We start from the raw sequence: 24,844 nt of genomic DNA, 5'->3' as shown, positions 1-24,844 counted from the left end.
TGAGGTTGTACCCCTATGCCAGTTGGCAACCCACTGCCCCATGGCGAGACCGCTCAAGGCGGCCCGCTCAAACGCGAACTTGGTGAACGGCACATTCGCCTCATGGCCCTCGGCGCCTGCATCGGTGTCGGCCTGTTCCTCGGTTCGGCCAAAGCCATTGAAATGGCCGGCCCGGCAATCATGCTGTCCTACATCATCGGTGGTCTGGCGATCCTGGTGATCATGCGCGCCCTCGGCGAGATGGCCGTGCACAACCCGGTTGCCGGTTCGTTCAGCCGTTACGCCCAAGACTATCTCGGCCCGCTGGCGGGCTTTCTTACCGGCTGGAACTACTGGTTCCTGTGGCTGGTGACCTGCGTTGCGGAGATCACCGCCGTCGCTGTCTACATGGGCGTCTGGTTCCCCGACACGCCGCGCTGGATCTGGGCCCTGGCGGCGTTGATCAGCATGGGCACGATCAACTTGATTGCGGTCAAGGCCTTTGGTGAGTTCGAGTTCTGGTTTGCGCTGATCAAGATCGTCACCATCATTGCGATGGTGATCGGCGGCGTTGGCATCATCGCGTTCGGCTTTGGTAACGACGGCGTGGCGTTGGGGATTTCCAATCTGTGGGCCCATGGCGGCTTCATGCCAAACGGTGTTCAGGGTGTGTTGATGTCCCTGCAAATGGTGATGTTCGCCTACCTGGGTGTGGAGATGATCGGCCTTACCGCCGGTGAAGCAAAGAACCCGCAGAAGACCATCCCGAGTGCGATTGGCTCGGTGTTCTGGCGCATTCTGCTGTTCTATGTGGGCGCGTTGTTCGTGATTTTGTCGATCTACCCGTGGAATGAAATCGGCACCCAGGGCAGCCCGTTTGTGATGACCTTCGAGCGCCTGGGCATCAAGACTGCCGCCGGTATCATCAACTTTGTGGTGATCACCGCCGCGCTGTCGTCTTGCAACGGCGGCATCTTCAGTACCGGGCGTATGCTCTACAGCCTGGCGCAGAACGGCCAGGCTCCGGCCGCGTTCGGTACGACCTCCAGCAACGGTGTACCGCGCAAGGCGCTGCTGTTGTCGATCTTCGCCTTGTTGCTGGGCGTGTTGCTCAACTACCTGGTGCCGGACAAGGTGTTCGTCTGGGTGACGTCCATCGCCACCTTCGGCGCGATCTGGACCTGGCTGATGATCCTGCTGGCCCAGCTTAAATTCCGCAAAAGCCTGAGCCCGGCCGAGCAGGCGGGGCTCAAGTACCGCATGTGGCTGTACCCGGTCAGTTCCTACCTGGCCTTGGCATTTCTGGTGCTGGTGGTGGGGCTGATGGCGTACTTCCCTGATACGCGCGTGGCGCTGTATGTGGGCCCGGCGTTTCTGGTACTGCTGACCGTGTTGTTTTATGCCTTCAAATTGCAGCCCGGTAATACGGCTGTAGCGACTGCTCGTTAAGTGAGCTTGGTGCGCCGGTTCCTCACCGGTGCACCAGGCGGTTGGTCAGTCGGCTCGCTGGCCAATCTGCGCGGCTTGGGTCAGTTGCTTGACCAGCCGGGCAAGCTCGGCAGTTTTCTGGTCGATGATGTTTTGGCGTTTTTCCAGGTAGCCATCTGATCGTTTGTCCGCAACCTGTTGGTTCAGCTCAATGATCTGATACCCCGCTATTGCGTCGATGGTTTGGAATGGCTCCGGCAGGCTGCGGGCCAGGTAATCAATCCAGAACTCTTCCATTAACAGCGCAGTCTGCTGCGCTTCGGTGCGGCTCAACTCTATAAGCGCTGTTCTGACGTTGCCGATGTCCCTTTCGCTGACCCATCCTTGCACCGAATACAGCATTTCTTCGTGTTGTACGGGCAGATTGAATTCTGTGCGCAGTTTGAGTCGGTAGTAGAGTTTTACCTCTGCGTCGTCGGGGTCAAGGCCGGATTCGTACAAGGATTCTATGCGCCTTTGGGCGTGATAATCCACGTGACGCAAGTAAAACAGCCCCTTGGCAAGAGCGAGTAGCTCTCGGTCAGCTTCTTTGCTGTTGGGGCGGGCTTTTGCCTGATGCAGTTTGTGCAGGATCTCCATGTCGATAAAGGTCAGTATGGCGCCGTCGCCGCAGGTGCCGGCTGCGTAGGTGTTGTGAAAAACCGTGTCGCGTAACTCCGTGGACTCGCCCATTGCATCCAGTAAGCGCCAGACGCGGTCGGTCAAGGTTTGCCTTGAGGACGGGCTGTGGGTATAGGCATAGGACTGGCTCAGGTCCGCCAATACGCGGAATGCATCATCCGGGCTAGCGCCCTCGTTCTGTTGCAGTTGCTCCCACAACTGCTTGCGGGCGCCATGCTGCGCGTCGGGTACACCGGCCAGCCACTGACCTGCATCGGCGCTGGATACAGGGGCATGGGTGATACCGGGTAGAGCGCCGCCGAGGAGGATGCCGGTTTGCTCGCGGTATCGGGTGATCCTGGTCAGCGTTTCGGTGGTCAAAGGGTTATCATGGAGAAACGTATGCCCGTTGGCAGGCTCCATCCGAACGTCGGTGAACACGGCATCGGGGATCGTGGTGATGCGATTTTCCTCCAGGCGCAGGCTCTGCAAACCAAAGAGGCTTTCGGCGCCGATGGGCCATTGGTCGATCCCGGTGCCACGTAAGTCCAGCTTGATCAGTTCAGTCATTGCACTGACGTCGGGCGTCAACCCCAGAGGGTTGTCGTCCAGATAGAGGCGGACCAATTGCGTCATGCCGGCCAGGCGCTCGCGAGATTCTGGCGTGAGGACAATATCGTTTTCAGCCAGGTCCAGATAACGAAGGGTATGCATGTCGGTGATGCTGGCGGGAAGTTCGGTGAGCCTGCAATCAACATGCAAATGCGACAAGTTGGAAAACTTGCCTATAAAGGCATTGCCCGTCGGCGGAAAAGCCTCCCCTGAAATTTTCAACAGATCAATGTGCTCGAACCCGCGAGTGCCCAGAATAAAGTCGGGGTCAGGCAGATCATTGCCGTCCAGCTGCAATTCCAGAAAGTGCATGTCATACATGCTTCCTGGGCGCGGCCTTCGAGTTTCCATACGCCAGGCGCTACGAATGTGCTGGGCGATGTAGCGGCGACGGCCAAGGTTCAACCCTAAAGGGTCGTCTGCATCGTTGGCGTGGGGCGCTTCGGCCCATTGAGTCAACCCGTAGTCCAGTGCCTGGTACTCGGCCCTGCGGCGTTCAAGCTCGATCAGCCTGGCGGGGTCGCTTGAACCCAGTGTCTGGAGCATATAGTTGGCTACCCCTGCGCTGAGGCTGGGATACAGCTCACGGAGCTTGCTGACCAGGTCAGCCGTCGGCGGCTGATCGGCACTGGACGGCCACAGGTTGCGCAGTGTGAAAGGGTAGGCAAGAAACGAGCTGTCGACCCGCATCGGTGGTTGCAGCCACGGCGGAATATGCGGCAGGCCGAGCAAGGTCTTAATTGCAACTCGCTGGTTCAACGCCAATTCGGCGATGCGCTGTTGCAGCGGCGTGATGTCCAAACCGTCGACAACCTCCAGGGCTTTGCGCTGTTCGGTAGACAACAACTGAACGATCGACCTCAGCAGGTCATGGGGGGCGTCAGCTGGCTCGTTGAGCAAGCGGCCCTGGCTGTCGTAGGCCTGGTAGCCACCGCCAAGCCTGGCCAGGATTCTGCGTTCGCTGCCGTCCAGGTGGCCGGCACTTTCGAGCAGGCGGCCCTTGTCGCTGCCTTCGTGGATGTCCAGGCGTAAAGTCGCCGGCCAGCCGGGTAGGGACTTAAGCAGGTGCAGGGTGATTTTCTCGCTGTCTGGGTTGGCTAATGTATTGAGGTACAAGCCCTCAAAGGCACGGTTCAGACGTGTGTCATTGACCGTCAGCCTTGCCTGTTCGGCCAGGCGTAAGCCTACTCGGTCGTGAGTTTGCAGTTGCTTGAGTTCCTTGGGGCTGGCCTGTTCGAGGATGGCCGTGACCGCACTGTGCGGCAGTGCCGGATGGTGAGTCTTGAACCGTTGCTCCAGCGCGGTGCCGTGCGGCTCGCTTTGGAGGTACAGCGTATTGAACAGTTGTGCCCGCTCGCGGTAGGCGTACTCGCTAATTTTTTTCGCCAGCTTGGACAGGCGCTCTTGCTGGCTGGTGGGCAACTCGCCGAGCAACGCGCTGGTGACGGTATCGTTGCGTGCGATAGGTCCAAGAGGCTCGGCGCCTCGGCTCTGGGCTTCACTGATTCGAATTTTTTCAGCGTCGAGGCGGCTTTTCGACGGGTATTGCGAGCGCACGCCGCCTTGGCTGTCGACAATCACCAGGGCATGGGTGTCGGGCCAGCCGGGCAGGCTGGTGACCAGCAGCAGTTGCAGGGAAGGCCGGGCAGTGTCGGTGCCTGAGTAAGTGGCCATGGCCTGGATGAAGGCAAGGATTTCGCGCTCGATTCGAAAGCGTTTGCTGGTGTCACTCAGCAAAGGCGGTGGCGGCAGGTGGGTGCTGTGCACCTCACGCAAGGCTCGGGCAGGTGTATCGGTCAGGCTGAGGATCCGGCTGGCGGTGGTCTGGTCAACATTGAAGTTGTGGTTGCCCAGGCGTGAGAACAGCTGGTGGTCATTCCAGGCCATCGGATTATCGTTGGCCAGGCGCCAGGCACCCCGGCGGTTATGCTCCAGCAGTGGCGTGTCGACGCCTATTTTTTGCGGGTGCTTGAGACGCCATTTGAGTCGCTTGGTGTCGAAGATAATCGAGTACACCGAGCCCATCAGAGGCAGCAGCGTTTGCCCATTCAGTTCGTACACACCGGTGGCATTGGGCGGCTCGTCGAAGGGCAGTACCACGCTCATGGCGTACTGGCCCAGAGAGCGGTCAAGCAGACTGATGTAACCTTCGGGGCTACGCTGGGCGCTCATGGCGTTTGCCAGGGTGTTGCGCAGGCCCTGGGCATCAATCGGTGAATGCATGCCCAGCGCAACTCGTTCATGGGGTTGCAACACGGAACCGATGGCCAGGTAAAAACTGTCGCTGGCCGGGCTGACAGGAATCGGCCCGGCGTTGTGCAGGTCGTTGGCTTCGTAGCCACCTTGGCCGTGGTGCAGCACATTCACGGTGGTGTCGTCGGGGCCGCTGGAAATGTAGGGCTTTATGGCTTTCTCATCCGCCATCTCGGTGACGACGAAATCCCGGTTGAAGCGGATGCGTAGCAGGCTGGCGGCGAATTCACGTGCCCAGGAGTCGGTGTCCGGGTTGAAGGCGCGCGGGTGGTACAGACCGTCGATCACCTCATCAATGCGCAAGGCCATGCGGTGGTGCTCGAGGTTGTCTTTTACCACGGCAGGCAGGCTCGCATCATTCAGGAAGCTCGCCTGTTGCGTCATGTTCAAGGGCGTGCGCTCCAGCAGGTATTCAAGGTGGGCGGGTGTCAGAGGGGCATAAAGTGTTCGCAGCTTTTCCAGCAACGGCGTGACTTCCACGCGCGGTGCAGCGTGGTGAAACGGCACAAAATATCGAGCATCGTCGTTGGCCGACACCTGGTCGCGGGTATGCTCGGCGTAGCGGGTCAGGGCGCTGAACAGGGCCAGTTGGTCGGCTTGTGCCCGTTGGCTGATCTGCAGGCGCAGCCGGGCAATGCGCTGCGCTTCGCTCAGGTTTGGGCTGCCTTCTTTGCCTAATATCGAACCGGTGGGCAATTGGCGAAGGATCGCCTCGAAGAGAGACTCTTGGGAGACAACGGTGGCAGCGGGGTCGTCAAGGCCGACATAGGTGCCGTCGTCGCGACGCTTGAGTTTGATGGTGTGAGCGCCGCTGGCTGGCGGTTGGCGGCCTGCATAGGTTTGCAGGCGCTGGCCGTGTTGGTCATGCACTTGGAGCTGTGCCTCCACCGGCCAGCCGGGCAACTGGGTCAGCAGGCTCAATACGGCTTCCTCTGCATAAGGCGGCATGTGCCCGCGCCGATGAAAATCACGGGTGATCTGCTTGATCACCTGATCTGCCTGTAAACGCCTGACGCCCTCGGTTACGTGGAGAGGAGCTGTTTTGCCAGCCCAGATGGCGTCCAGGGCGGCGCGGGATGCCGCGACACTGCGCAGCATCTGTTCGATATCTGACATGGGAACGCTGGCCGAGCCATCGGGCAGCATGCGCTCGACCAATTGGCTGTCCGACAGCGTGTGGGTGCCGTTCACGTCCAGGACCCAGGCTTGCAGCGACGGGTCGAACACAATGGGCGGGGCAAAGTGCGCCGGGTTTTCCGGTTTGAGCGTAAAGCGCATCGCTTTGGCGTCGTAGCTGATTTCCATGACCCTCTGCGCCTCGCCATGCTTGACCCGCGCGTACTGCTTGCCGTTGATCGCATAGACGCCTTGGGCATTGGCGGTCTTGCCGTTGAGCAGGTTCTGATCGAGGGCGGCATCCGGGCCTATGTCCGGCATCCATAACATGGCGTTACCGTCGCCGCCGGTGACTTTGCGCGGGCTGCCCAACCGCCTCAACAACCCTTCGATTCTTTGGCGGTGGACACGGCCGGCGGTCGAGATCAGCAGGCCGTTGACGGCCATATCCATCACGTCGGCCAAGGCCCCGGCAAATTGGCTGGCCTCGCCCCTGGCGGCTTCATTGACGCCGACGATCACGCTGTAGGTCAGGCTGCCGAATACCGCTGCCTGCATCACCCGGTTCAGGCCGGTCACCCCACCAGGCATGGGGGTCAGAAGCAGTTGCAGGACCTCGTCGAAGAGATGCGCCGCACCGTCGATAACGGCTTGCAGGTCGCGTTCGGAACGGCGGGTGGCCAGGGTCGAGAGATTGGCTTGGTAGCGTTGTACTTCTCGATAAGTCAGCGCTTGAACCAGGGTGTGCTTGCGACCGTGCTCGATGTCCGGAGTAAAGCGCAGGCCATCCAGGGCTTGCTCCGGGAACCAGCGGTGAAACGTGTCGTACAGCCAGCCTGCCACCGGGCTCAGTCCCTCGGGTGGGCTTTGTGGAATGGTCAAGCCTTTGAACGCGTGCATTTCGTTCATGGGTAACTGGCGGGCAAACCATCCCAGGTCAAAGGCGCGATGGCTGTCTTTGAGCTGTTGAGCGAAGTGGCCGGCGGCGCTGCCGGCGTCGTCGTGATAGCGCAGCGCGCCGCCGGGGCGAAAAGGGAAATACGAGAGCACGCCAAGGCTGGCGACCCGAATCAACAACAAAGGTACCGGGATGGTCGCACCGGAGGGTACGAAAGGCACGGCGGGTAACACGGTCACCCCGGTGCTCATCCCCAGGGTTTCAAACGTGAGGGCGGGGCCGCTGCCGTCGATGGCCTGGGTCAATTGCTCATACAACCTGAGTGTTACCCCGGTGCTGGCGCGGTTGCGATAGGCCTCCAGGGCTTCAAACAACAGGCAGGCCTTGGTGCTGGTTTGCAGTGCGCGCTCCAGCCTCCCGTCTTTTTTCAGGGCCGTTTGCAGAGTGGCCTGTAGTTGCTCGCCCAAATCCAAGTCACGACTGATTGCGATAAACTGCGCGACGCTCAAGTCCTTGGCCCCGGTCAGGTAGGACGCGTCGACAAAGCTGTGGCCCGATTGTTGTGGCGTGCCAGTCGCGAAATCGAAGTTCAGGCAGGCAGCGTCCCACAGTGACATCGTGGAGAGGTGGGGGCGGTATCTGGATTCATCATAAGCGCGTCGAAAACGGTTCTGAAGCAGGTTCACCTCGGCTTTACCGAACGCCGGCTCCCACGGCAGCGCAGGCTCGATAACTTCCAAGTAGCGGGTGTGCAGCTTTATTTGCTCGGGGTCCTGGCCGCCTAGCTTACTGCGCAATTGCGCGAGTCCGCGGGTCTTGAACTCACTGATGATGGCCGCATTCTGGATCTCGACAACGGCGAGGGCTGCGTGAGCCTCGCGTTGCAGCCGGACGTAATCTCTCTGTTGGGAGGGCGTCAGGCTGGCGAGTGCGCGTGCAACGGTGTGGCGGATGAACTCCAGGGCTTGCTGTCGATCCCAGGATTCGCGGGACTGCAGGGCGCCCGACAAGCCATTGAGCGGTGGACGGGTAGGCATGGTGACCATCTCCTTTCACTGAATAAGTGGAAGGCAGATGGAAGCACCCCGTTGTCGGCGTCTGGCGCTACCTATGTAGCGGGGGCAGAACGGGTGACGATCCTTGGCGGTTGGGTCAGGCGCTTGTTCAACTCCAGCCAGGCGGCGAGGCCCGCCATCAGTGCGACGCCGACGATGGCTGTCAGCAGTTGCATGACCAGGGCATCGTCCATCAGCGCGTTGAGCATGTCCGCCAATGGCGCCAGCACCACGCCGAGGCAGAACACCTCCAGGGAATAGCGGCCCATCTGACAGACATGTCTGGCCAGCCAATTACGCGTCCAGCCATCTGTCGGCAGCAACTTGGCGGTGACATAGGCCAATGCGAGAAAGTGCAGCAGGCGCACCGGCGACAAATCGGTCTTGCTGATGGGGTAGATCAAGTCGCTGAGCAGCGACGGCATCAGCGCGTCATGAATCTCTGGCCAGCGCCAGGACACGGTCAGCACACCGGCCACCAGTACATAAATGGCAGCCGCGATAAACATCGGCTGATGGATCAGGGGTCGGGTTTCGACCGGTCGATCTTTCTGGCTGTAGAGCGCCGCCGCACCACCTAGTACGAACAGCAATTGCCAGGTGACCGGGTTGAAGTACCACACGCCATCGGCAATCGCGCGCAGGTTCCAACCCATCCACGGCGCCAGCAGGTAGATCGTCGTGGAGATGGCGACCACCGCCCAGGTCTTGCGCAGCATCAGCGGCAACACCAGCGGCAAGCCGGCCAACAGCACGATGTACAGCGGCAACGGGTCCATCAGGTTAGGTTTGAAGCGCAGCAACAGTTCATCGGTAAGCGCTTGTTGCGGGTGAGTGACGAAGTGCGTCAGGCCCATTTCTGCGACCAGATCGCGGGTTTCCACATGGCTGTTGGCGAAGAACACGATGCCCATCAGCATCGCCAGCAGGAAGATGTGCACCACGTACAACACCCAGGTACGGCGCAGGATTTTCAGCGAGGCAATCCAGTAGCCGTCGCGTTGCAGGATCTTGCCGTAGGCCAGCACGGCGGCGTAACCGGCGAGGAACACAAATACCTCCGCCGCATCGCTGAAACCGAAGTTGCGCAGGGTGATCTGGCCGAGTGGGTTATGGGGGACGTGATCCCAGAAAATGAAGATCAACGCCAGGCCCCGAAAAAAATCGATGCGCGGGTCGCGTCCGTTCAGCATGGCTGCGGGCTCTTGAACAAATGGTTTAGTAATGACACGCGAACGCGCGGGTTGTCGTACGCCGCACGTCGGGCGGGCGCAGGTTGGCGGTATTTGTAAGCAATTGCAAAGGCGGGGTATTACTGAATGTCTCTAGACATCCACGATCACCAAAGTGCCCCGGCTGCCGGCGAGTACGCCATGGGCGGTGCCGGCTTCCACGAGGTACATCTGGCCGGCTTCAACCCGGATTTCGTCATCACCGATGCTCAGGCGCAAATGGCCGTTGATCACCAGTAACCCCTCGTTATAGTCGTGGGTTTCTTCTTCGTACGCCTGCTCATCCATGCGCAGCACCTTGATCCGCGCCGGGCCGACTTGACCCAGGCGCGTTGATTTCCAGGTATCGGGCAGTTGCCCGGCGATGGCAGTGAAGTCGAGTAACGGCATGTGAAGCTCCTTGTTTCAACGATGCCGTCGGTGGTCCGGTTCAGCGGGAAAGGGTTGGTTAGAACGCATCCATCAGCAGCACTCTGCACGGCTTGGCTTGATACGCGTTGATTTGTGGCACCAGCCGAGTGAAGTGTTCGGTCTGGCAATGCGTATCGAGCGCTGCCTGGTCGGGCCATAGCTCGATGAAGATAAAGTGCCCCGGGTCTTTTTGATCGACAAACAAATCGTAGGCGATGCACAGCGGTTCCTGGCGAGTTTTTTCCACAAGCTCGGCGTACCACGGGCGCACAGCATCCAGATGTTCAGGCTTGATGAAATCTTCGGCGATGACTTTCAACACACTATCGATCCTTTACGCGGCCACGACTTCATGGGGCTCGAAGCTGTCTGCGCGCGCCATCTGCCACATGCGCGAATAGAACTCGCCGCTCACCTCACCGGTCAACAACTCGCCGGGTTTTAGGAATACATGCAGTTGCGAGAACAGCTTGATCTCCGTCGCCGACATACGCCGCACCAAGTGCTTGGCCGACAGTTGCGAGGGGTGATTGAGACCCGCTGCCGCCAGCATTTCCGCCAGCGCTTTAAGAGTGTTGCGGTGGAAGTTGAACACGCGCTCGGCCTTATCCGGTACCACCAGTGCGCGCTGGCGCAGTGGGTCTTGGGTGGCGACGCCTGTGGGGCATTTGTTGGTGTGGCAGCTTTGCGACTGGATGCAACCGATGGCAAACATGAAGCCGCGTGCCGAGTTGGCCCAGTCGGCGCCGATGGCCAGGACGCTGGCGATGTCGAATGCGCTGACGATCTTGCCGCTGGCGCCGAGCTTGATCTTGTCGCGCAGGTTCAGGCCCACCAGGGTGTTGTGCACAAACAGCAAGCCTTCACGCAGCGGCACGCCGATATGGTCGGTGAACTCCACGGGCGCGGCACCGGTGCCGCCTTCCTTGCCATCCACCACGATAAAGTCCGGGAGGATGCCGGTTTCAAGCATGGCCTTGGCGATGCCCATGAACTCCCATGGGTGGCCGAGACAGAACTTGAAACCCACCGGTTTACCGCCGGACAGTTCGCGCAGTTGGGCGATGAACTGCATCATTTCTATCGGGGTGGAAAACGCGCTGTGGCGCGACGGCGAGATGCAGTCTTCGCCCATCATGATGCCGCGGGTATCGGCGATTTCCTGAGTGACTTTGTGTTTGGGCAGGATCCCGCCATGACCCGGCTTGGCGCCTTGGCTCATCTTGATTTCGATCATGCGCACTTGCGGGTTTTGCGCCTGCACGGCGAAGCGTTCCGGGTCGAAATGGCCGTCGCTGGTGCGGCAGCCGAAGTAGCCGCTGCCCAGTTCCCAAGTCAGGTCGCCGCCGTTTTCGCGGTGATAGGGGCTGATGCTGCCTTCGCCGGTGTCATGGGCAAAGTTGCCCAGCTTGGCACCCTGGTTGAGTGCGCGGATCGCGTTGGCGCTCAGGGAGCCGAAGCTCATGGCCGAGATGTTGAACACCGACGCCGAGTACGGCTGCTTGCACTGGGGGCCGCCGACCATCACGCGAAACGCGCTGGGGTCGCTCAGCGGCGCCGGGCGCATGGAGTGGCCGATAAATTCGAAACCCGACTGGTACACGTCAATCAAGGTGCCGAAGGGTTTGTCGGCGCTTTCATTCTTGGCGCGCGAGTAGACCAGCGAACGCTGGGCTCGGGAGAAGGGCAGGGCGTCGTTGTCGGACTCCAGCAGGTACTGGCGGATTTCCGGGCGAATGGCTTCCACCAGGTAACGGATATTGCCCAGGATCGGGTAGTTGCGGCGCACTGCATGGGGGCTTTGTCGCAGGTCGAAAATGCCGATCAGGCTGAGGATGCCGGTGACCACGGTGATGGGCCACAGCCATTCATGTTGAATAAAGGGCAGGCTGGCGAGGGTGAAAATGACACACACGGCAAAGAAGGCGTAACGGCTTAGTAACGACAGGCTCATACGGTTTTCCTTGGTTCGGACTCATCGGCTAGGCGTTTTGCGCCTGAAGAAAGATCGAGAACAGCTCTGACTGGGATTTGATCCCTAGCTTGCTGTACATGTGTTTCTTATGGACTTTCACGGTTTCAACAGAGATTTCCAGCTTACGAGCGATTTCCTTGCTAGAGCAACCGCTGAGCATCAAACGGCCTACATCCAGCTCACGGGCGGTGAGTTGCGCGCCCCAATCATCATGTTGAATCGGCGGTTGCAGCGCGCTGACCTGCTTGAGTTCAAAGGGCAGGCGTTGGCGCAGCAAACTTAAAACCCAGGGTTGGATCAACGACAGCAAGGCAATCTGATGCGGGTCAAAGCGCTGCTTCGAGCCCAGTGACAGGCATAGGGTACGCCCATCCGGCTGTTGGCAATTAAATTGGATTTCATCGGCCACCACATTCAGACGGAAGTAGCGCTGGTAATACTCGGTGAGTTCGAAATGCTCCGGCGCGACTTCCGCCAGGCGAAACAGCCCGGTACGCAAGTGCTCTCGGCTGGCGATGTAGAAAGGGTCGAGCAGGTACAGGCCGTTGAGGTAGTCCTGGAACAGATGGTCGGGTGTACCGTCGGCACCTGGGCATTCGGCGAATACCAAAGGCCGGTGCTCGCTGCTGAACAGCAACACCACCCAGCTGTCGAACGGCACGTATTGGTCCAGCAATCGAACAAGCTGGGTCCAGAAATTGGCCTGGTCGAGGGCGTCTATCATTTGCCCCACCGAACGGTGCCAGGCGATGTCTTGCAGCGAGACTGTCATTCGTCTACCCCCATAGGGTTACCCCGGTGGCGTGATTTCCCCGGCGGGTGTGGCTGCGCATACTGCGCCACAGATAAAAAACAGGATTTCCCATGAAGGTCGAATTTGCCCAGTTGGCAGGTCGTGATAACGGCACAGCTTACAACCTTGAGCGCGCCTTGGCGGCAATTGCTGCCTGCGCTGGTGATACACAACTGATCGTATTCCCGGAAACCCACCTGATGGGCTTCCCGACGGCCGAAACGGTTGCCGACATCGCTGAGCCCGTGGATGGCCCGACCGTACAGGCGATTATCCAGGCCGCCCGAGCGCGCAATATCGCGGTAGTGATCGGCATGGCCGAGGCTGATAGCGGCCAATTCTTTAACACCACCTTGCTGATCACCCCGGAAGGCATCGCCCTGCGTTATCGCAAGACCCACCTGTGGGCTTCGGATCGCGGCGTGTTCACCCCGGGCGATCGCTACGCCACTTGCCTTTGGAACGGCGTGCGCGTCGGCCTGCTGATCTGCTACGACATCGAATTCCCGGAAACCGCCCGCGCCTTGGCGCAATTGGGCGCCGAGTTGCTGATTGTCACCAACGGCAATATGGACCCGTATGGCCCGACGCACCGCACCGCAATCATGGCTCGCGCCCAGGAAAATCAGGCGTTTGCGCTGATGGTCAACCGGGTGGAAGAGGGCGATGACGGGCTGTTGTTTGCCGGTGGCAGCGCCCTGGTGGACCCGATTGGCACGTTGCTGTTCGAGGCTGGGCGTGAGGAAGGGCAATTTACGGTTGAGCTGGATCTCGACCAACTGGCGGCGGCTCGCAAGGACTACCGCTACCTGGATGACCAACGCTTGAAGTTGCCGGGTGAGGTGATTGAGCGCAGCGATGGGACTCGCGAGTTGTTGATTCCAACGACCTGAAATAACAGGCCCTGCAAGGGCCTGCACTCTAATAAAAGCATCCGCTTCACCGACTTCAGTTCTGCCATAAATCTAATAAATCAGCGGAGAATCGCTCATGGCTCGTTTGCAACGCACCCTGTCGTTAGGGTCGGTGGTGCTGTTTGGCATCGCCTATATGACGCCAATCATTGTGCTCGGCACCTTCGGCATCCTGGCGCAATCCACCGCCGGCATGGTGCCCGCCGCGTACCTGGCGGCCCTGGTGGCGATGTTCTTTACCGCCATGAGTTACGGGCGCATGGCCTCGGCTTTCCCGGTAGCCGGTTCCGCCTACAGCTATGTGCGCAAGGCGATCAGCCCCAAGCTGGGCTTTATCGCCGGTTGGGCGGTGTTGCTCGACTATCTGTTTTTGCCCATGGCGATCTGGCTGATCGGCGCGGCGTATCTCAATTCTGCGTTTCCCTCGGTGCCGCAGTGGGTCTGGGTGCTGGCGTTTATCGGCATCACCAGCGCCATCAATATCGTCGGCCTCAAGCTGGCCAACGGCATCAATGCCTTGCTGATGCTGGTGCAGTTTTTGGTGCTGATTGCGTTTGTGGCGTTGTGCATCCACTACATCGGCGGCGATGCGAGCAAGCCGTTGTGGACCCTCACCCCGTTCTTCAACGGCCAGATGCAAATGCCATTGATCATGAGCGGCGCGGCTATCGCCTGCTATTCGTTCCTGGGTTTTGACGCGGTCAGTACCCTCACCGAAGAAACCCGCGACCCACGTCGTACCATCCCTCGGGCGATCATGTTGATCACCTTGATCGGCGGGCTGATCTTCGTGGCGGTGTCCTACTTTGTGCAGATCGCTCATCCGTCATTCGAGTTCGCCAATGTGGATTCGGCGGCGTACGAAATCGCGCGCAATATTGGTGGCGACCTGTTTGTGTCGATCTTCCTGATTGGGCTGATTGTCGGTCAGTTCGCTTCAGGGCTGTCGGCCCAGGCCAGTGGTTCGCGCTTGTTATTCGCGATGGGCCGCGACGGCGTGTTGCCTAAATCGTTCTTCGGCACTTTGCATGTGCGCTTCGGCACGCCGGTCAACAGCATTCTGTTGTGCGCGGTTGTGGCGTTGCTGGCGTTGAAGCTGGATGTGACCACCTCCACCTCGTTCATCAACTTCGGCGCGTTCCTGGCCTTCAGTTTGGTGAACTTGTCGGTGATCTTCCACTACTGGATCGGTGCGAAAGGGCGCGGTGTGCGTGAGTTGATCCTGTTTCTGGTATTCCCTGCCATCGGTCTGGTGGCGGATTTGTGGCTGATGGTCAGTCTCGATCACCTGGCGATTTACCTGGGGGTGATGTGGTTGGCAATCGGGCTGGTTTACCTGGGTTTTCTGACGCGTGGCTTTTCGCAACAGCCACCGGAAATGGACTTCCAGGAAGCCGCATAGACTTTCCAGGCCTATTCTTATTGCAATAGGTTCTCGTTTGAGTGCATGATTTGTGTTACTGTATAACACATTGAATGCACCCAAACGCCCCGGAGGCTCTATGAAAGCTGGTATCCATCCCGACTACCGCACCGTGCTGTTTCACGACACCGCCGCCGACGTGTTCTTCCTGATTGGTTCCACCGCCGACAGCGATCGCACCCATAAACACAGCGACGGCAACATTTACCCGTATATCCCGTTGGATGTATCCAGCGCCTCACACCCGATCTACACCGGTCAACAGCGCAAGACTCAGGTCGAAGGGCGGATTGCCGGGTTCAACAAGCGTTTCGCGTCGTTCGGCTCTAACCCGAAAAAAGCCGACGCCTGAGGGATTTGTGTTTCACCTCGAAGACCGCTCTCGTTTCCAGAGCGGTTTTTTTATGGGTTGATATCGTAAAGCCATCATTCTTGAAAAACCGACTAGACTACTCAGTAAACGCCAGGAGGCGGTGGCCCCGACCTTAAGGAACGCATATCGACGATCCGAGGTGTCCCATGGGAGAGTCAGTTACTTTCACCGATGCCGACCGCCCTGTGGTGCTGTTGATCGACGCCCACTCGGACGTATTGCACAGCCTGACGCAACTGCTGCGGCTGGAACCTTTCGAACTGCACAGCGCGATCTGCGCCGCTGATGCCCTGGCTATTCTCGCCAACCAAACCATTGATCTGGTCATGAGTGCTGCACGCCTGCCGGACATGGACGGTGCCTCGTTGCTGGCGCATATCCATCAACACTATCCCCACACGGTACGCATCCTGCTGACTGGCGAAACCGACCGGACGCTGATTGTCAAAGCCATCAACGAAGGCGAGATCTACCGCTACCTCAGCAAACCCTGGAACGATGAAGAATTGCTGTTGGCGCTGCGCCAATCCCTCGCCCATCAACATTCCGAGCGTGAACGTCTGCGCCTGGAACAACTGACCTTGCAGCAAAACGAAGAACTCAAGCGGCTCAATGCCTCTTTGGAAAAACACGTGGCTTCGCGCACCAGCGAGCTGCAGCAAACCGCCGATATGCTCGATTTGGCCTATGAAGAACTCAAGCACAGCTACGCCACCGGCACTGAGGTGTTTTCGCTGCTGGCCAACTTGCGCCTGCCGCGCGCCAAGCAAACCAACCGGCAGATCATCGAACTGGTGCGCACCTGGAGCGTGACCCACGGTGTGGACTCCGCCAGCAACCGCGACCTGACCATGGCTGCGGCGCTCTACAACATCGGCAAGTTGAGCTGGAGCGACAGCATGATGGCCTCGCCTTCGGACTTGTTGCACGGCAGCGACCGGGAACGCTATCGCGCCTATGCCACCCAAAGTGAATCGTTGCTGATGACCCTGGAGCCGATGAAGGACGCCGCGCGCCTGATCCGCCATCACCAGGAACGCTGGGATGGCAGCGGTTTTCCCGACCACCTCAAAGGTGAAGCGATCCCTGCAGGTTCGCGCTTGCTGAAACTGGCAGTCGACTTTATCGAGCTGCAAAAAGGCCTGATCCTGGAACGGCAGATGAACAGCGACGAAGCGCTGCTGTATATCCGCAAATACGCCGGGAGGTTCTATGACCCGCAGATGGTCGAAGACTTTGTGTTGGTGTGTGCCACCTACCTCAATGACGTGACCCTGGGAGACCCCAACGTAAAAGTGCTGGGCACCCGCGAGTTGGAAGCGGGCATGGTGCTGGCGCGTAATTTGAATGCAGATAGCGGTATGTTGCTGCTCAACGCCGGCAAAGTGTTGAACCTGCCGCTGGTGGATAAGTTGATTGCCTTTGAAACCATGGAAGGCGCGCGCTATAGCGTATTTATCAAAGATTACGCTGAGTTGTCGTAGCCGTTGTCGAGCGCCAGCGAGGCTACGTCGGCAGCTCTGCCACTATTGCGCCAGGTACGGGCATCGAGTCGCGCCCAACGCAGCCTCGCGGGTGCTCGACAGCTGCTACGGTTGTTCTGATTTAAATGCCATGTGATCCTTGCGCCTTTGTGTTTAAGGTGACCTTTTCATGACCTCTACCATCCGCATCGCCGCCGCCCTTCTGATCGGCAGCGACGGCCAAACCCTGCTGGTGCGCAAGCGCGGCACACAGGCGTTCATGCAACCTGGCGGCAAGATCGATGCCGGTGAGCAGCCTGCCGAGGCGCTCGCCCGTGAACTGCACGAAGAGCTGAATTTGCACATCGAGCCAAGCGACGCCGTCTACCTCGGCCACTTCTCGGCCCCTGCTGCCAACGAGCCAGGTTTTACCGTGGAAGCCGAGTTGTTCCAGGTGCATATCGACGTGCCGGTAACACCCGCGGCTGAAATCGAAGAAGTGCGCTGGATCGACCCTGCCGGAGATGGTGGTCTGCAATTGGCTCCGTTGACACGCGACTTGATCCTGCCGTTTTATCGCGCATCATTGACTGAGACGACCTGCAACGCATGATCATCCGCACGCTTGGGGTTAACGACGCCGAGGCTTATCGAGCATTGATGCTTGAGGCATACGGCGCCTATCCCCAAGCGTTCACCTCCAGCGTGGCGGAGCGTGCTTTGATGCCGTTGAGCTGGTGGGAAAAGCGCCTGGACAACCCGTTGGATCGGCTGCTCGGTGGTTTCGACGGGGATGAATTGGCAGGTATTGTCGGCCTGGCATTCGAGCCCCGTGAGAAGGCGCGACACAAGGTGACCTTGTTCGGCATGTACGTGACCGAGGTTTATCAGCACAAAGGCTTGGGCCGTCAGTTGGTGGAGGCGGCGCTCGACGAAGCGCGCAAACAGCCCCGGCTCAAACTGATCCAACTGACCGTCACCGCTGGTAATGACGCAGCGTTTGCGCTCTACCAGCGGTGCGGTTTTATCCAATTCGGCCTGGAGCCGCTGGCGGTGCGGGTGGGTGTCGATTACTTCGACAAGATCCATATGTGGCGTGAGCTCACTTCCTAGCGCACCGCACTGACCCCATCCAATGTGGAAAACGACGTGTCCTTGGCCGTCAGCAGGAAGTCGCGCATATACGGCGCGTCCAGCATGTCCGCACGAATTCCCGCATACAGCGTCGCAAACAACCCTTTCTCACCCAAGCGCTTGGCTTTCACATACCCGCGCGAACTGTATTCATGCAGCGCCCAATGCGGCATCCCACACACGCCACGGCCGCTGGCCACCAGTTGCATCATCATCACCGTCAGTTCCGAGGTGCGCACCTGGGCCGGTTCCACATCGGCGGGCTCAAGGAAGCGGGTGAAGATGTCCAGGCGGTCGCGTTCCACCGGGTAGGTGATCAAGGTTTCGATGAGCAGGTCTTCCGGCACGATATACGACTTGTTCGCCAGTGCATGCTGGTTCGCCACGGCCAACATGGCTTCGTAGGTGAACAGCGGCACATAGGTGATGCCCGGCAGTTCCAGCGGGTCGGAGGTCACCACCAGGTCCAGGTCGCCACGCGCCAGGGCCGGCAGCGGCGCGAAGGCAAAACCCGAGGCCAGGTCGAGTTCGACTTCCGGCCACGCATCGCGGAACTGGTCGATGGTCGGCATCAGCCACTGAAAGCAACTGTGGCATTCGATCGCCATGTGCAAGCGTCCGGCAGTACCGCCAGCCAAACGTGCGATATCACGCTCGGCGCCGCGCAGCAGCGGCAGGGTCGCATCGGCCAATTGCAGCAGACGCAGGCCGGCGCTGGTGAAGCGCACCGGCTTGGTCTTGCGCACGAACAGCGGCATGCCCAAGCGTTCTTCCAGCTCCTTGAACTGGTGGGACAGCGCCGACTGCGTCAGGTGCAGGCGTTCGGCAGCTTCCACCAGGCTGTCGGCTTCGCGCAGGGCGTGCAGGGTCTTGAGGTGACGGATTTCGAGCACGGGCTCTCCATGAAGATAATTTGTGACAAAACTGGATGGCGTGAGTTTGTCTCATGTTGCAGCTCGTGTCGACCATGACCGCTGGGCACTCTTCATCAAACTGTCACGCAACTGTGGCAGCGCGCTTGAACAAACTTCATCAGACTCGCGCTCTACTGGGGTTCTGCGTTTCGGTGTTTTTCATGCGCGTGTTGTTTTTACTGGCCGCTCTATTGTTCGGCCTGCCGTCTTTTGCGGCGTCTCGATGTGATGTCAATGTCCCGACTCAAACGGTCGACCTGGATAAGGTGAGCATCGCCTATCAGAGCATCGGCCGTGCGTCCGATCCTGCCTTGTTGCTGGTGATGGGGCTGGGCGGGCAGTTGATCCACTGGCCCGATGAGGTAGTGGTCGCCCTGTGCCAACAAGGTTTTCGGGTGATTCGCTATGACAACCGAGATGTCGGCCTGTCCACTTGGCGGCAGGCTCCGGCCAGCGCCAACCTGACGTTTGAAGTGCTGCGCTACAAGCTCGGCCTGCCGGTGGCGGCGCCGTACACGCTGACCGACATGGCCGATGACGCCCTGGGTTTGATGGACGCGTTGCAGATCCAGCAATTCCATGTGCTGGGCGCGAGCATGGGCGGCATGATTGCCCAGCACCTGGCAGCCATGGCACCGCAACGGGTTGAGAGCCTGACGCTGATCATGACCAGCTCCGGTGCCGAAGGCTTGCCGGCGCCGAGTGCCGCGCTGGTGCAATTGCTGTCACGGCGCAGCGCGCCCAATCGTGAAGTGGCACTGGAGCAACAGGCCGACTTGCTGGCGGCGTTGGGCAGCCCTTACGTGAAAGATGATCGACAAGCGTTGCTGCACCAGGCGGCGCTGTCCTACGACCGCGCCTTCAACCCGGACGGGGTCAAGCGCCAGATCATGGCGATCCTCGCCGAACCCAGCCGTGTCCCGTTGCTCAATCAATTGCGTGTGCCAACCCTGGTGGTGCATGGCACCGCCGATCCGTTGTTGCCGGTGATGCACGGTGTGCATTTGGCCGCGCATATCCAGGGCAGCGAGCTGAAACTGATCCCTGGCATGGCTCATCGTTTCCAGGAGGCGTTCAAAGCGCAGTTGCTGACGGCGGTGTTGCCGTACCTGCAAGCCCATCGCGAAGATGCCGCACACTGGGCGCAGATTGACCTGGGGGAGCCTTCGAAGGTGCTGTGAGTTTGGTGTATCGTGCAGCTTTTACGGCGCAAGAATGCCAGCGAGGTTGCCTGCCATGAGTACTCCCCTGAAAATCGATTTCGTCAGCGACGTGTCTTGCCCCTGGTGCATCATCGGCCTGCGTGGCCTGACCGAAGCCCTCGACCAGCTTGGCGGCGAAGTGCAGGCTGAGATTCATTTCCAGCCGTTCGAGCTGAACCCGAAGATGCCTGCTGAAGGGCAAAACATCGTCGAGCACATCACCGAAAAATACGGCTCTACCGCTGAAGAATCCCAGGCTAACCGTGCGCGTATCCGCGACATGGGCGCTGAGTTGGGGTTTGCCTTTCGCACCGACGGCCAGAGCCGTATCTACAACACCTTCGACGCTCACCGCCTGCTGCATTGGGCCGGGCTTGAAGGCTTGCAGTACAACCTCAAGGAAGCGCTGTTCAAAGCCTACTTCACCGATGGGCAGGACCCGTCCGACCACGCGACCCTGGCGATCATCGCCGAAAGTGTCGGCTTGGATATCAAGCGCGCGGCCGAGATTCTGGCCTCCGACGAGTATGTGGCTGAGGTTCGTGAAGAGGAACAACTGTGGGTTTCTCGGGGTGTTACCTCGGTGCCGACCATCGTGTTTAACGGTCAATATGCGGTCAGCGGTGGCCAGCCGGCTGAAGCCTTTGTCGGGGCGATTCGTCAGATTATCCGTGAGGCGAAGGGGTAGGCCTGTGGCGGCCTTCGGGGTAGCCTGAGTACATATCCGTTGCTGCGGTAACGGCTGATATGGGTTCCGCTCTTACAGCGGGTCACTTTTGGAAAGGCCCAAAAGTAACCAAAAGGCCTTCGCCCCACCACTCGGCACCGAGCCACAGCGAGGTGCCGAGTGGTGGGGCAAGAGCCCTTTGCTTACTTTGGGCTGGGCCGGCATTCCGGCTTTTCCAAAGTGAGTCGCCGTAAGGGCGAAACCATAAGCCGCCGCTACCCAAACAACGGATATGTACTCAGCGGCCCAGCAACAACCATCAAGCCCAAGCCCGTTGCCTGTACCTTACAGCTGGCTACTCAGCATTATGTCCGTCAGTCAAACTTGTAGCTGATCGCGGTCTGCACCTGGCCTTGGTTCACATCTCCGGCTTCCTTGACGATGCTGCTTTTGGCTGCAGAGCCGACCAGGTGCACCCAGCTGGCGCTGGTCAGCAGCGTCCAGTTGGCAGCCAAGGGGAATTCGAAATTTTGGGTCAGCGTCAGGTTCTGGAAGCCCGCGCTAGCGTTATAGGGCCGAAAGCCAGAAACCGCGGACTCCTTGGCGTCGACGCCGAAAAAGGTTTGGGTCTGGCGGGCGTCGGCAAAATGCGCGATCAGGTCGGTGCTGCCAATAATGCCGCTCCCCAGCGGGTAGCCCAACTCGCCACCGAGTTTGCCCAGCACACCACTTTGATCGCGCGGCCCGCCTACAGCCTGGCCCACCTGGGCATACACGCGCCAGAATTCGGCCGGGGCGTATTGGACGAAACCACCGACCTCTGCCATGTCGGGCACATCGCGCAAGCCGCGCAGCGATCCGTTGGCCGAACGTCCCGGCAGGTAATTGATGTAGGGGCCGGCGGTAAAGCCGTTGGTGTTAAGTGCGCTCCAGCTCAGGCCGTCGTCGGAGTCCAGGCTGACGCTGCCCCACTCCAGGTCCAGGTAGGGAATAGGCCGTGTTTCGTAGCGACTGCCGGTGGGATCGTAAGGTTGATAGCTGATGCCGGCGCCCACGTCACCCGTGATGCCGTCGGCCCATACGGCGCTGGAAAACCCCCACAGCCCCAGTAAACCGACGAATACAGCAGATGTAACCTTGAGCATGGAGCGGTTTCCTTAATCAGAACATGCGCGCATGTACGCGCGAAGGGCGGCCCTGGCGCAAGCACTCATCTTGTTTGTAGCAAGCTACAAAAATTGTAGCTTGCGCGACACATATAAACACAAACATCAGCCAAACCCCTAGCCCTGCTGGGTTATAGCCAGTTGGCACAATCTCTGCTTTACCTCGATGGCAAGCGCACAGAGCGCTCCTCTTCAAGGTAAACGCAATGATCCAGTGGCATATCGTGTGCGACTTCGACGGGACCATTACCCCCACCGATGTCATCGACAACGTCCTCCAGCGCTTCGCCGGTCCCGAGTGGGAAACCATCGAACAGGAATGGCTGGATGGGCATATCGGTTCACGCGAATGCCTGAGCCGCCAACTGGCGTTGATCAAGGCGACCCCGGCAGAACTGCTGGCGTACTTCGACAGCGTCGAGATCGACCCGGACTTCCCGGATTTCGTCGATCATGTCATGGGCCTGGGCGCGACCATCGAAGTGGTCAGCGACGGCATCGAACAAGGCATCGCGCGCATTCTGTCGCGCAACTACGTGACCTTGCTGCCGATCCTGGCCAACCGCCTGCGCCAAGTCGATCAGAACAGCTGGCGCATCGACTTCCCGTACTCCAGCGACGCGTGCCGCGCTGCCTCCGGGAACTGCAAGTGCAAATCCACCCCGCGCAACAAGCGCGTGCTGGTGATTGGCGACGGCAAGTCCGACATGTGTGTGGCTTCCACCGCCGACTTCGTCTTCGCCAAAGGCAGCCTCGCCAAGTATTGCGAAGCCAACAATATTCCCTACGCGCGCTTCGACACTTTTGCCGAATTGCCTGCGCTGTTGGCCAAGCTGCCTCAGGGCATCGCCGCCAACTCCACCTCTTTCAACACCTCTTCTGATAGTCAGGAACTCTTCCACCATGTCTGATATCCGTATCGCTACCCCTGAAGACCAGATTCTTCTGGATAAAGAAGCCAAGTACTGCTCTTACGGCGACACTGTTCACTACATCGAGCCACCGCGTATTTTCAGCCGTTGCGAAGGCTCCTACGTGTGGGACACCGAAGACCAGGCTTACCTCGACCTGCAAATGTGGTACTCGGCCGTTAACTTCGGTTACGCCAACCCGCGCCTGAATAACGCGCTGAAACAGCAGATCGATACCCTGCCGCAAATCGCCAGCCAATACCTGCACAAAGGCAAGATCGAGCTGTCGGAAATGATCGCAGTCGACGCCAAGAAGAAATTCGGCCTCGACGGTCGTGTGCACTTCAACGTCGGCGGTTCGCAGTCGATCGAAGACTCCTTGAAAGTGGTGCGTAACGCTTCCAACGGCAAGAGCCTGATGTTCGCCTTCGAAGGCGGCTACCACGGCCGTACCCTCGGCGCGTCGTCGATTACTTCGAGCTTCCGCTACCGTCGCCGCTACGGCCACTTTGGTGAGCGCGCCAACTTCATTCCGTTCCCGTACCACTTCCGTGGCCCGAAAGGCATGACCAAGGAAGAGTACGGCAGCCAGTGCGTGCAGCAGTTCGCCCGTTTGTTCGAGACTGAATACAACGGCGTCTGGGACCCAAAAACCAATCAGTGCGAATACGCAGCCTTCTACGTTGAGCCGATCCAGGGCACCGGCGGCTACGTGATCCCGCCGATGAACTTCTACCGCGAACTCAAGCAGGTTCTTGACCAGCACGGCATCCTGATGGTTTCCGACGAAATCCAGATGGGCTTCTGGCGTACCGGCAAGCTGTGGTCAATCGAACACTTCGACGTACAACCCGACGTAATCGTCTTCGGTAAGGCGCTGACCAACGGCCTGAACCCACTGGGCGGTATCTGGGCCCGTGAAGAGCTGATCAACCCGAAGATCTTCCCACCAGGTTCGACTCACTCCACCTTCGCCTCCAACCCACTGGGTACGGCGGTAGGCCTGGAAATGTTCAAGATGACCAGCGAAGTCGACTACGGCGCAATGGTCATGGCCAAGGGCAAATACTTCCTGGAAGGCCTGCAAGACCTGCAGAAACGTTTCCCGATCATCGGCGACGTCGATGGCCTGGGTCTGGCTCTGCGCTGCGAAATCTGCGGCCCGGACGGCTTCACGCCGGACAAGGCGACCCTGGACTACATGGTCGAGGAAGGCATGAAAGGCGACATGGTGGTTGATGGCCAGAAACTCGGCTTGATCCTCGATGTGGGCGGTTACTACAAAAACGTAATCACCCTGGCACCTTCCCTGGAAATCAGCTACCCGGAAATCGACCTGGGCCTGAAGTTGCTCGAGCAACTGCTGGTGCGGGCGACCAAACGGTGAACAACGTCGAGATCGACCTCGGTGAAGGTGATGCCGGCTTCGTTCTCGGTGAAGGTCCGGTCGGGATCCTGTTGATCCACGGCCTGACCGGCACCCCGACGGAATTGCGTCAAGTGGCCAAGGGTTTGGCCAAGGCGGGTAACTGCACGGTGTATGTGCCCACCCTGGCTGGACACTGCGGGGACAACAGCGACCTGCAGGCCACTGGCTGGCTGGACTGGTACGAAGGGGTGCGCAAAACCTTCGCCCAGATCAAGCAACGCCACGAGCAAGTGTTTGTCGGTGGTTTGTCCATGGGCGCGGTGATGTCGATGTACGTGGCCTCCGAGCATCCTGGGCAAGTCGCCGGGCTGTTGATGTATTCCACCACCTTGAAGTACGACGGCTGGAGCATTAATAAGTTGGCGTTCTTGACGCCATTGTTGATGAAAATTCCATTCGGCGTGCACATCTGCCGCTTCGAAGAGAAGCCGCCTTATGGCATCAAGAACGAGCGTCTGCGGGCAATCGTCGAGCGTCAGATGAAGGAAGGGGAAAGCAGCGAGGCGGGTTTGTTGACGATGGAAGGTATCACCGTGCGCGAATTGCACCGGATGAACGCCGTGGTCAAGAAACGCATGCCTGAGGTCAAGGTGCCGGCTCTGGTGTTGCACTCCATTGAGGACGATATCACCAGCCGCTGGAACGCCGATTACGTGGAGCGCCATCTCGGTGGGCCCGTGACCAAGATCCTGTTGGACAACTGCTACCACATGATCACCGTCGACCTGGAGTACCGTCGGGTGATCGAGTTGAGCGCTGAGTTTGTCGAGCAACACACTGCTGTAATCCAGGTGCCCGAAGATTATCGACAGCGAGCATCCGCTTAAGGACGAGAC

Annotated in this window: 20 protein-coding genes; 12 read left to right on the top strand and 8 right to left on the bottom strand. The window is 59.4% G+C overall.

Translation table 11 applies throughout. From position 1 onward, the window contains the following. Positions 1–15: 15 nt before the first annotated feature. A complete protein-coding gene (locus tag BFL40_RS31375; protein ID WP_071487582.1) occupies positions 16–1,428 on the top strand; it encodes an amino acid permease in 1,413 nt (470 codons plus the stop codon). 45 nt (positions 1,429–1,473) lie between these two features. Here the strand turns inward: BFL40_RS31375 and BFL40_RS31370 are convergent, their stop codons facing one another. The 6 genes from BFL40_RS31370 to BFL40_RS31345 all read right to left on the bottom strand — a co-directional run bounded on the left by BFL40_RS31370 (position 1,474) and on the right by BFL40_RS31345 (position 12,391). Beyond that, a complete protein-coding gene (locus tag BFL40_RS31370; RefSeq protein WP_071487581.1) occupies positions 1,474–7,983 on the bottom strand; it encodes an NEL-type E3 ubiquitin ligase domain-containing protein in 6,510 nt (2,169 codons plus the stop codon). A gap of 71 nt (positions 7,984–8,054) precedes the next feature. Continuing rightward, complete coding sequence (locus BFL40_RS31365; protein ID WP_071487580.1) at positions 8,055–9,194, bottom strand: OpgC domain-containing protein; 1,140 nt, start codon at positions 9,192–9,194, stop codon at positions 8,055–8,057. Positions 9,195–9,326: 132 nt separating this feature from the next. After that, entirely contained in the window at positions 9,327–9,623 is a 297-nt protein-coding gene (locus tag BFL40_RS31360; protein ID WP_071487579.1) for a cupin domain-containing protein, read from the bottom strand. Positions 9,624–9,681: 58 nt separating this feature from the next. Continuing rightward, a complete protein-coding gene (locus tag BFL40_RS31355) occupies positions 9,682–9,966 on the bottom strand; it encodes a putative quinol monooxygenase (protein WP_071487578.1) in 285 nt (94 codons plus the stop codon). A gap of 12 nt (positions 9,967–9,978) precedes the next feature. Continuing rightward, positions 9,979–11,598 carry an FMN-binding glutamate synthase family protein gene (locus tag BFL40_RS31350; protein WP_071487577.1) on the bottom strand — a complete coding sequence of 540 codons (1,620 nt, stop codon included), beginning with the start codon at positions 11,596–11,598 and terminating at the stop codon, positions 9,979–9,981. Between the two features lie 28 nt (positions 11,599–11,626). After that, on the bottom strand, positions 11,627–12,391 hold the full coding sequence (locus BFL40_RS31345) for a helix-turn-helix transcriptional regulator (protein ID WP_071487576.1): 765 nt from the start codon (positions 12,389–12,391) through the stop codon (positions 11,627–11,629). Between the two features lie 92 nt (positions 12,392–12,483). Here BFL40_RS31345 and BFL40_RS31340 point away from each other — a divergent pair, with 92 nt between their 5' ends. From BFL40_RS31340 to BFL40_RS31315, 6 genes are all read left to right on the top strand, one after another. After that, positions 12,484–13,305, top strand: coding sequence for a carbon-nitrogen hydrolase family protein (locus tag BFL40_RS31340; RefSeq protein WP_071487575.1), 822 nt, complete (start codon positions 12,484–12,486; stop codon positions 13,303–13,305). 97 nt (positions 13,306–13,402) lie between these two features. Then, the gene (locus BFL40_RS31335) at positions 13,403–14,728 is read left to right on the top strand and encodes an APC family permease (RefSeq protein ID WP_071487574.1); all 1,326 of its coding nucleotides are present in this window, start codon (positions 13,403–13,405) and stop codon (positions 14,726–14,728) included. Positions 14,729–14,828: 100 nt separating this feature from the next. Further along, complete coding sequence (locus BFL40_RS31330) at positions 14,829–15,101, top strand: type B 50S ribosomal protein L31 (protein ID WP_071487573.1); 273 nt, start codon at positions 14,829–14,831, stop codon at positions 15,099–15,101. Between the two features lie 167 nt (positions 15,102–15,268). Continuing rightward, complete coding sequence (gene nosR, locus BFL40_RS31325; RefSeq protein WP_071487572.1) at positions 15,269–16,606, top strand: response regulator c-di-GMP phosphodiesterase, NosR family; 1,338 nt, start codon at positions 15,269–15,271, stop codon at positions 16,604–16,606. A gap of 169 nt (positions 16,607–16,775) precedes the next feature. After that, a complete protein-coding gene (locus tag BFL40_RS31320; RefSeq protein ID WP_071487571.1) occupies positions 16,776–17,198 on the top strand; it encodes an NUDIX hydrolase in 423 nt (140 codons plus the stop codon). After that, positions 17,195–17,698, top strand: coding sequence for a GNAT family N-acetyltransferase (locus BFL40_RS31315; RefSeq protein WP_071487570.1), 504 nt, complete (start codon positions 17,195–17,197; stop codon positions 17,696–17,698). Before BFL40_RS31320 ends, BFL40_RS31315 begins: the two co-directional genes overlap by 4 nt. On the opposite strand, the gene metR is transcribed toward BFL40_RS31315, so the two are convergent. Then, positions 17,695–18,612 (bottom strand): transcriptional regulator MetR, encoded by a 918-nt coding sequence (gene metR, locus BFL40_RS31310; RefSeq protein ID WP_044274718.1) that lies wholly within the window; start codon positions 18,610–18,612, stop codon positions 17,695–17,697. The genes BFL40_RS31315 and metR overlap by 4 nt on opposite strands. A 182-nt stretch (positions 18,613–18,794) precedes the next feature. On the opposite strand from metR, the gene BFL40_RS31305 reads away from it, so the two are divergent. Then, complete coding sequence (locus BFL40_RS31305) at positions 18,795–19,814, top strand: alpha/beta fold hydrolase (RefSeq protein ID WP_071487569.1); 1,020 nt, start codon at positions 18,795–18,797, stop codon at positions 19,812–19,814. 55 nt (positions 19,815–19,869) lie between these two features. Further along, positions 19,870–20,523, top strand: coding sequence for a DsbA family oxidoreductase (locus BFL40_RS31300; protein WP_071487568.1), 654 nt, complete (start codon positions 19,870–19,872; stop codon positions 20,521–20,523). A 353-nt stretch (positions 20,524–20,876) separates the two neighbouring features. Here the strand turns inward: BFL40_RS31300 and BFL40_RS31295 are convergent, their stop codons facing one another. Then, a complete protein-coding gene (locus BFL40_RS31295; RefSeq protein WP_071487567.1) occupies positions 20,877–21,647 on the bottom strand; it encodes a MipA/OmpV family protein in 771 nt (256 codons plus the stop codon). A 227-nt stretch (positions 21,648–21,874) separates the two neighbouring features. Between BFL40_RS31295 and BFL40_RS31290 the strand changes: the two genes are divergently transcribed. The 3 genes from BFL40_RS31290 to BFL40_RS31280 are packed head-to-tail and all read left to right on the top strand — an operon-like array spanning position 21,875 to position 24,835. Then, entirely contained in the window at positions 21,875–22,579 is a 705-nt protein-coding gene (locus tag BFL40_RS31290) for an MtnX-like HAD-IB family phosphatase (RefSeq protein WP_071487566.1), read from the top strand. Next, on the top strand, positions 22,572–23,966 hold the full coding sequence (locus BFL40_RS31285) for an aspartate aminotransferase family protein (protein ID WP_071487565.1): 1,395 nt from the start codon (positions 22,572–22,574) through the stop codon (positions 23,964–23,966). The genes BFL40_RS31290 and BFL40_RS31285 overlap by 8 nt, the downstream gene beginning before the upstream one ends. After that, the gene (locus tag BFL40_RS31280; RefSeq protein WP_071487564.1) at positions 23,963–24,835 is read left to right on the top strand and encodes an alpha/beta hydrolase; all 873 of its coding nucleotides are present in this window, start codon (positions 23,963–23,965) and stop codon (positions 24,833–24,835) included. The genes BFL40_RS31285 and BFL40_RS31280 overlap by 4 nt, the downstream gene beginning before the upstream one ends. Positions 24,836–24,844 lie beyond the last annotated feature (9 nt).

The sequence above is a fragment of the Pseudomonas costantinii genome (assembly GCF_001870435.1).
Taxonomy (GTDB): Bacteria; Pseudomonadota; Gammaproteobacteria; order Pseudomonadales; family Pseudomonadaceae; genus Aquipseudomonas; species Aquipseudomonas costantinii.
The sequence above is the reverse complement of the archived record's forward strand: the minus strand, read 5'-3'. Positions and strand labels throughout refer to the sequence as shown.

Coding starts and splice junctions, on each gene's coding strand:
- BFL40_RS31300 (WP_071487568.1), top strand. CDS start 19,870: ATGAGTACTCCCCTGAAAATCGATTTCGTCAGCGACGTGTCTTGCCCC.
- BFL40_RS31370 (WP_071487581.1), bottom strand. CDS start 7,983: ATGCCTACCCGTCCACCGCTCAATGGCTTGTCGGGCGCCCTGCAGTCC.
- BFL40_RS31335 (WP_071487574.1), top strand. CDS start 13,403: ATGGCTCGTTTGCAACGCACCCTGTCGTTAGGGTCGGTGGTGCTGTTT.
- BFL40_RS31290 (WP_071487566.1), top strand. CDS start 21,875: ATGATCCAGTGGCATATCGTGTGCGACTTCGACGGGACCATTACCCCC.
- BFL40_RS31345 (WP_071487576.1), bottom strand. CDS start 12,391: ATGACAGTCTCGCTGCAAGACATCGCCTGGCACCGTTCGGTGGGGCAA.
- BFL40_RS31360 (WP_071487579.1), bottom strand. CDS start 9,623: ATGCCGTTACTCGACTTCACTGCCATCGCCGGGCAACTGCCCGATACC.
- BFL40_RS31305 (WP_071487569.1), top strand. CDS start 18,795: ATGCGCGTGTTGTTTTTACTGGCCGCTCTATTGTTCGGCCTGCCGTCT.
- nosR (WP_071487572.1), top strand. CDS start 15,269: ATGGGAGAGTCAGTTACTTTCACCGATGCCGACCGCCCTGTGGTGCTG.
- BFL40_RS31340 (WP_071487575.1), top strand. CDS start 12,484: ATGAAGGTCGAATTTGCCCAGTTGGCAGGTCGTGATAACGGCACAGCT.
- BFL40_RS31365 (WP_071487580.1), bottom strand. CDS start 9,194: ATGCTGAACGGACGCGACCCGCGCATCGATTTTTTTCGGGGCCTGGCG.
- BFL40_RS31295 (WP_071487567.1), bottom strand. CDS start 21,647: ATGCTCAAGGTTACATCTGCTGTATTCGTCGGTTTACTGGGGCTGTGG.
- BFL40_RS31315 (WP_071487570.1), top strand. CDS start 17,195: ATGATCATCCGCACGCTTGGGGTTAACGACGCCGAGGCTTATCGAGCA.
- BFL40_RS31330 (WP_071487573.1), top strand. CDS start 14,829: ATGAAAGCTGGTATCCATCCCGACTACCGCACCGTGCTGTTTCACGAC.
- BFL40_RS31285 (WP_071487565.1), top strand. CDS start 22,572: ATGTCTGATATCCGTATCGCTACCCCTGAAGACCAGATTCTTCTGGAT.
- BFL40_RS31320 (WP_071487571.1), top strand. CDS start 16,776: ATGACCTCTACCATCCGCATCGCCGCCGCCCTTCTGATCGGCAGCGAC.
- BFL40_RS31350 (WP_071487577.1), bottom strand. CDS start 11,598: ATGAGCCTGTCGTTACTAAGCCGTTACGCCTTCTTTGCCGTGTGTGTC.
- BFL40_RS31375 (WP_071487582.1), top strand. CDS start 16: ATGCCAGTTGGCAACCCACTGCCCCATGGCGAGACCGCTCAAGGCGGC.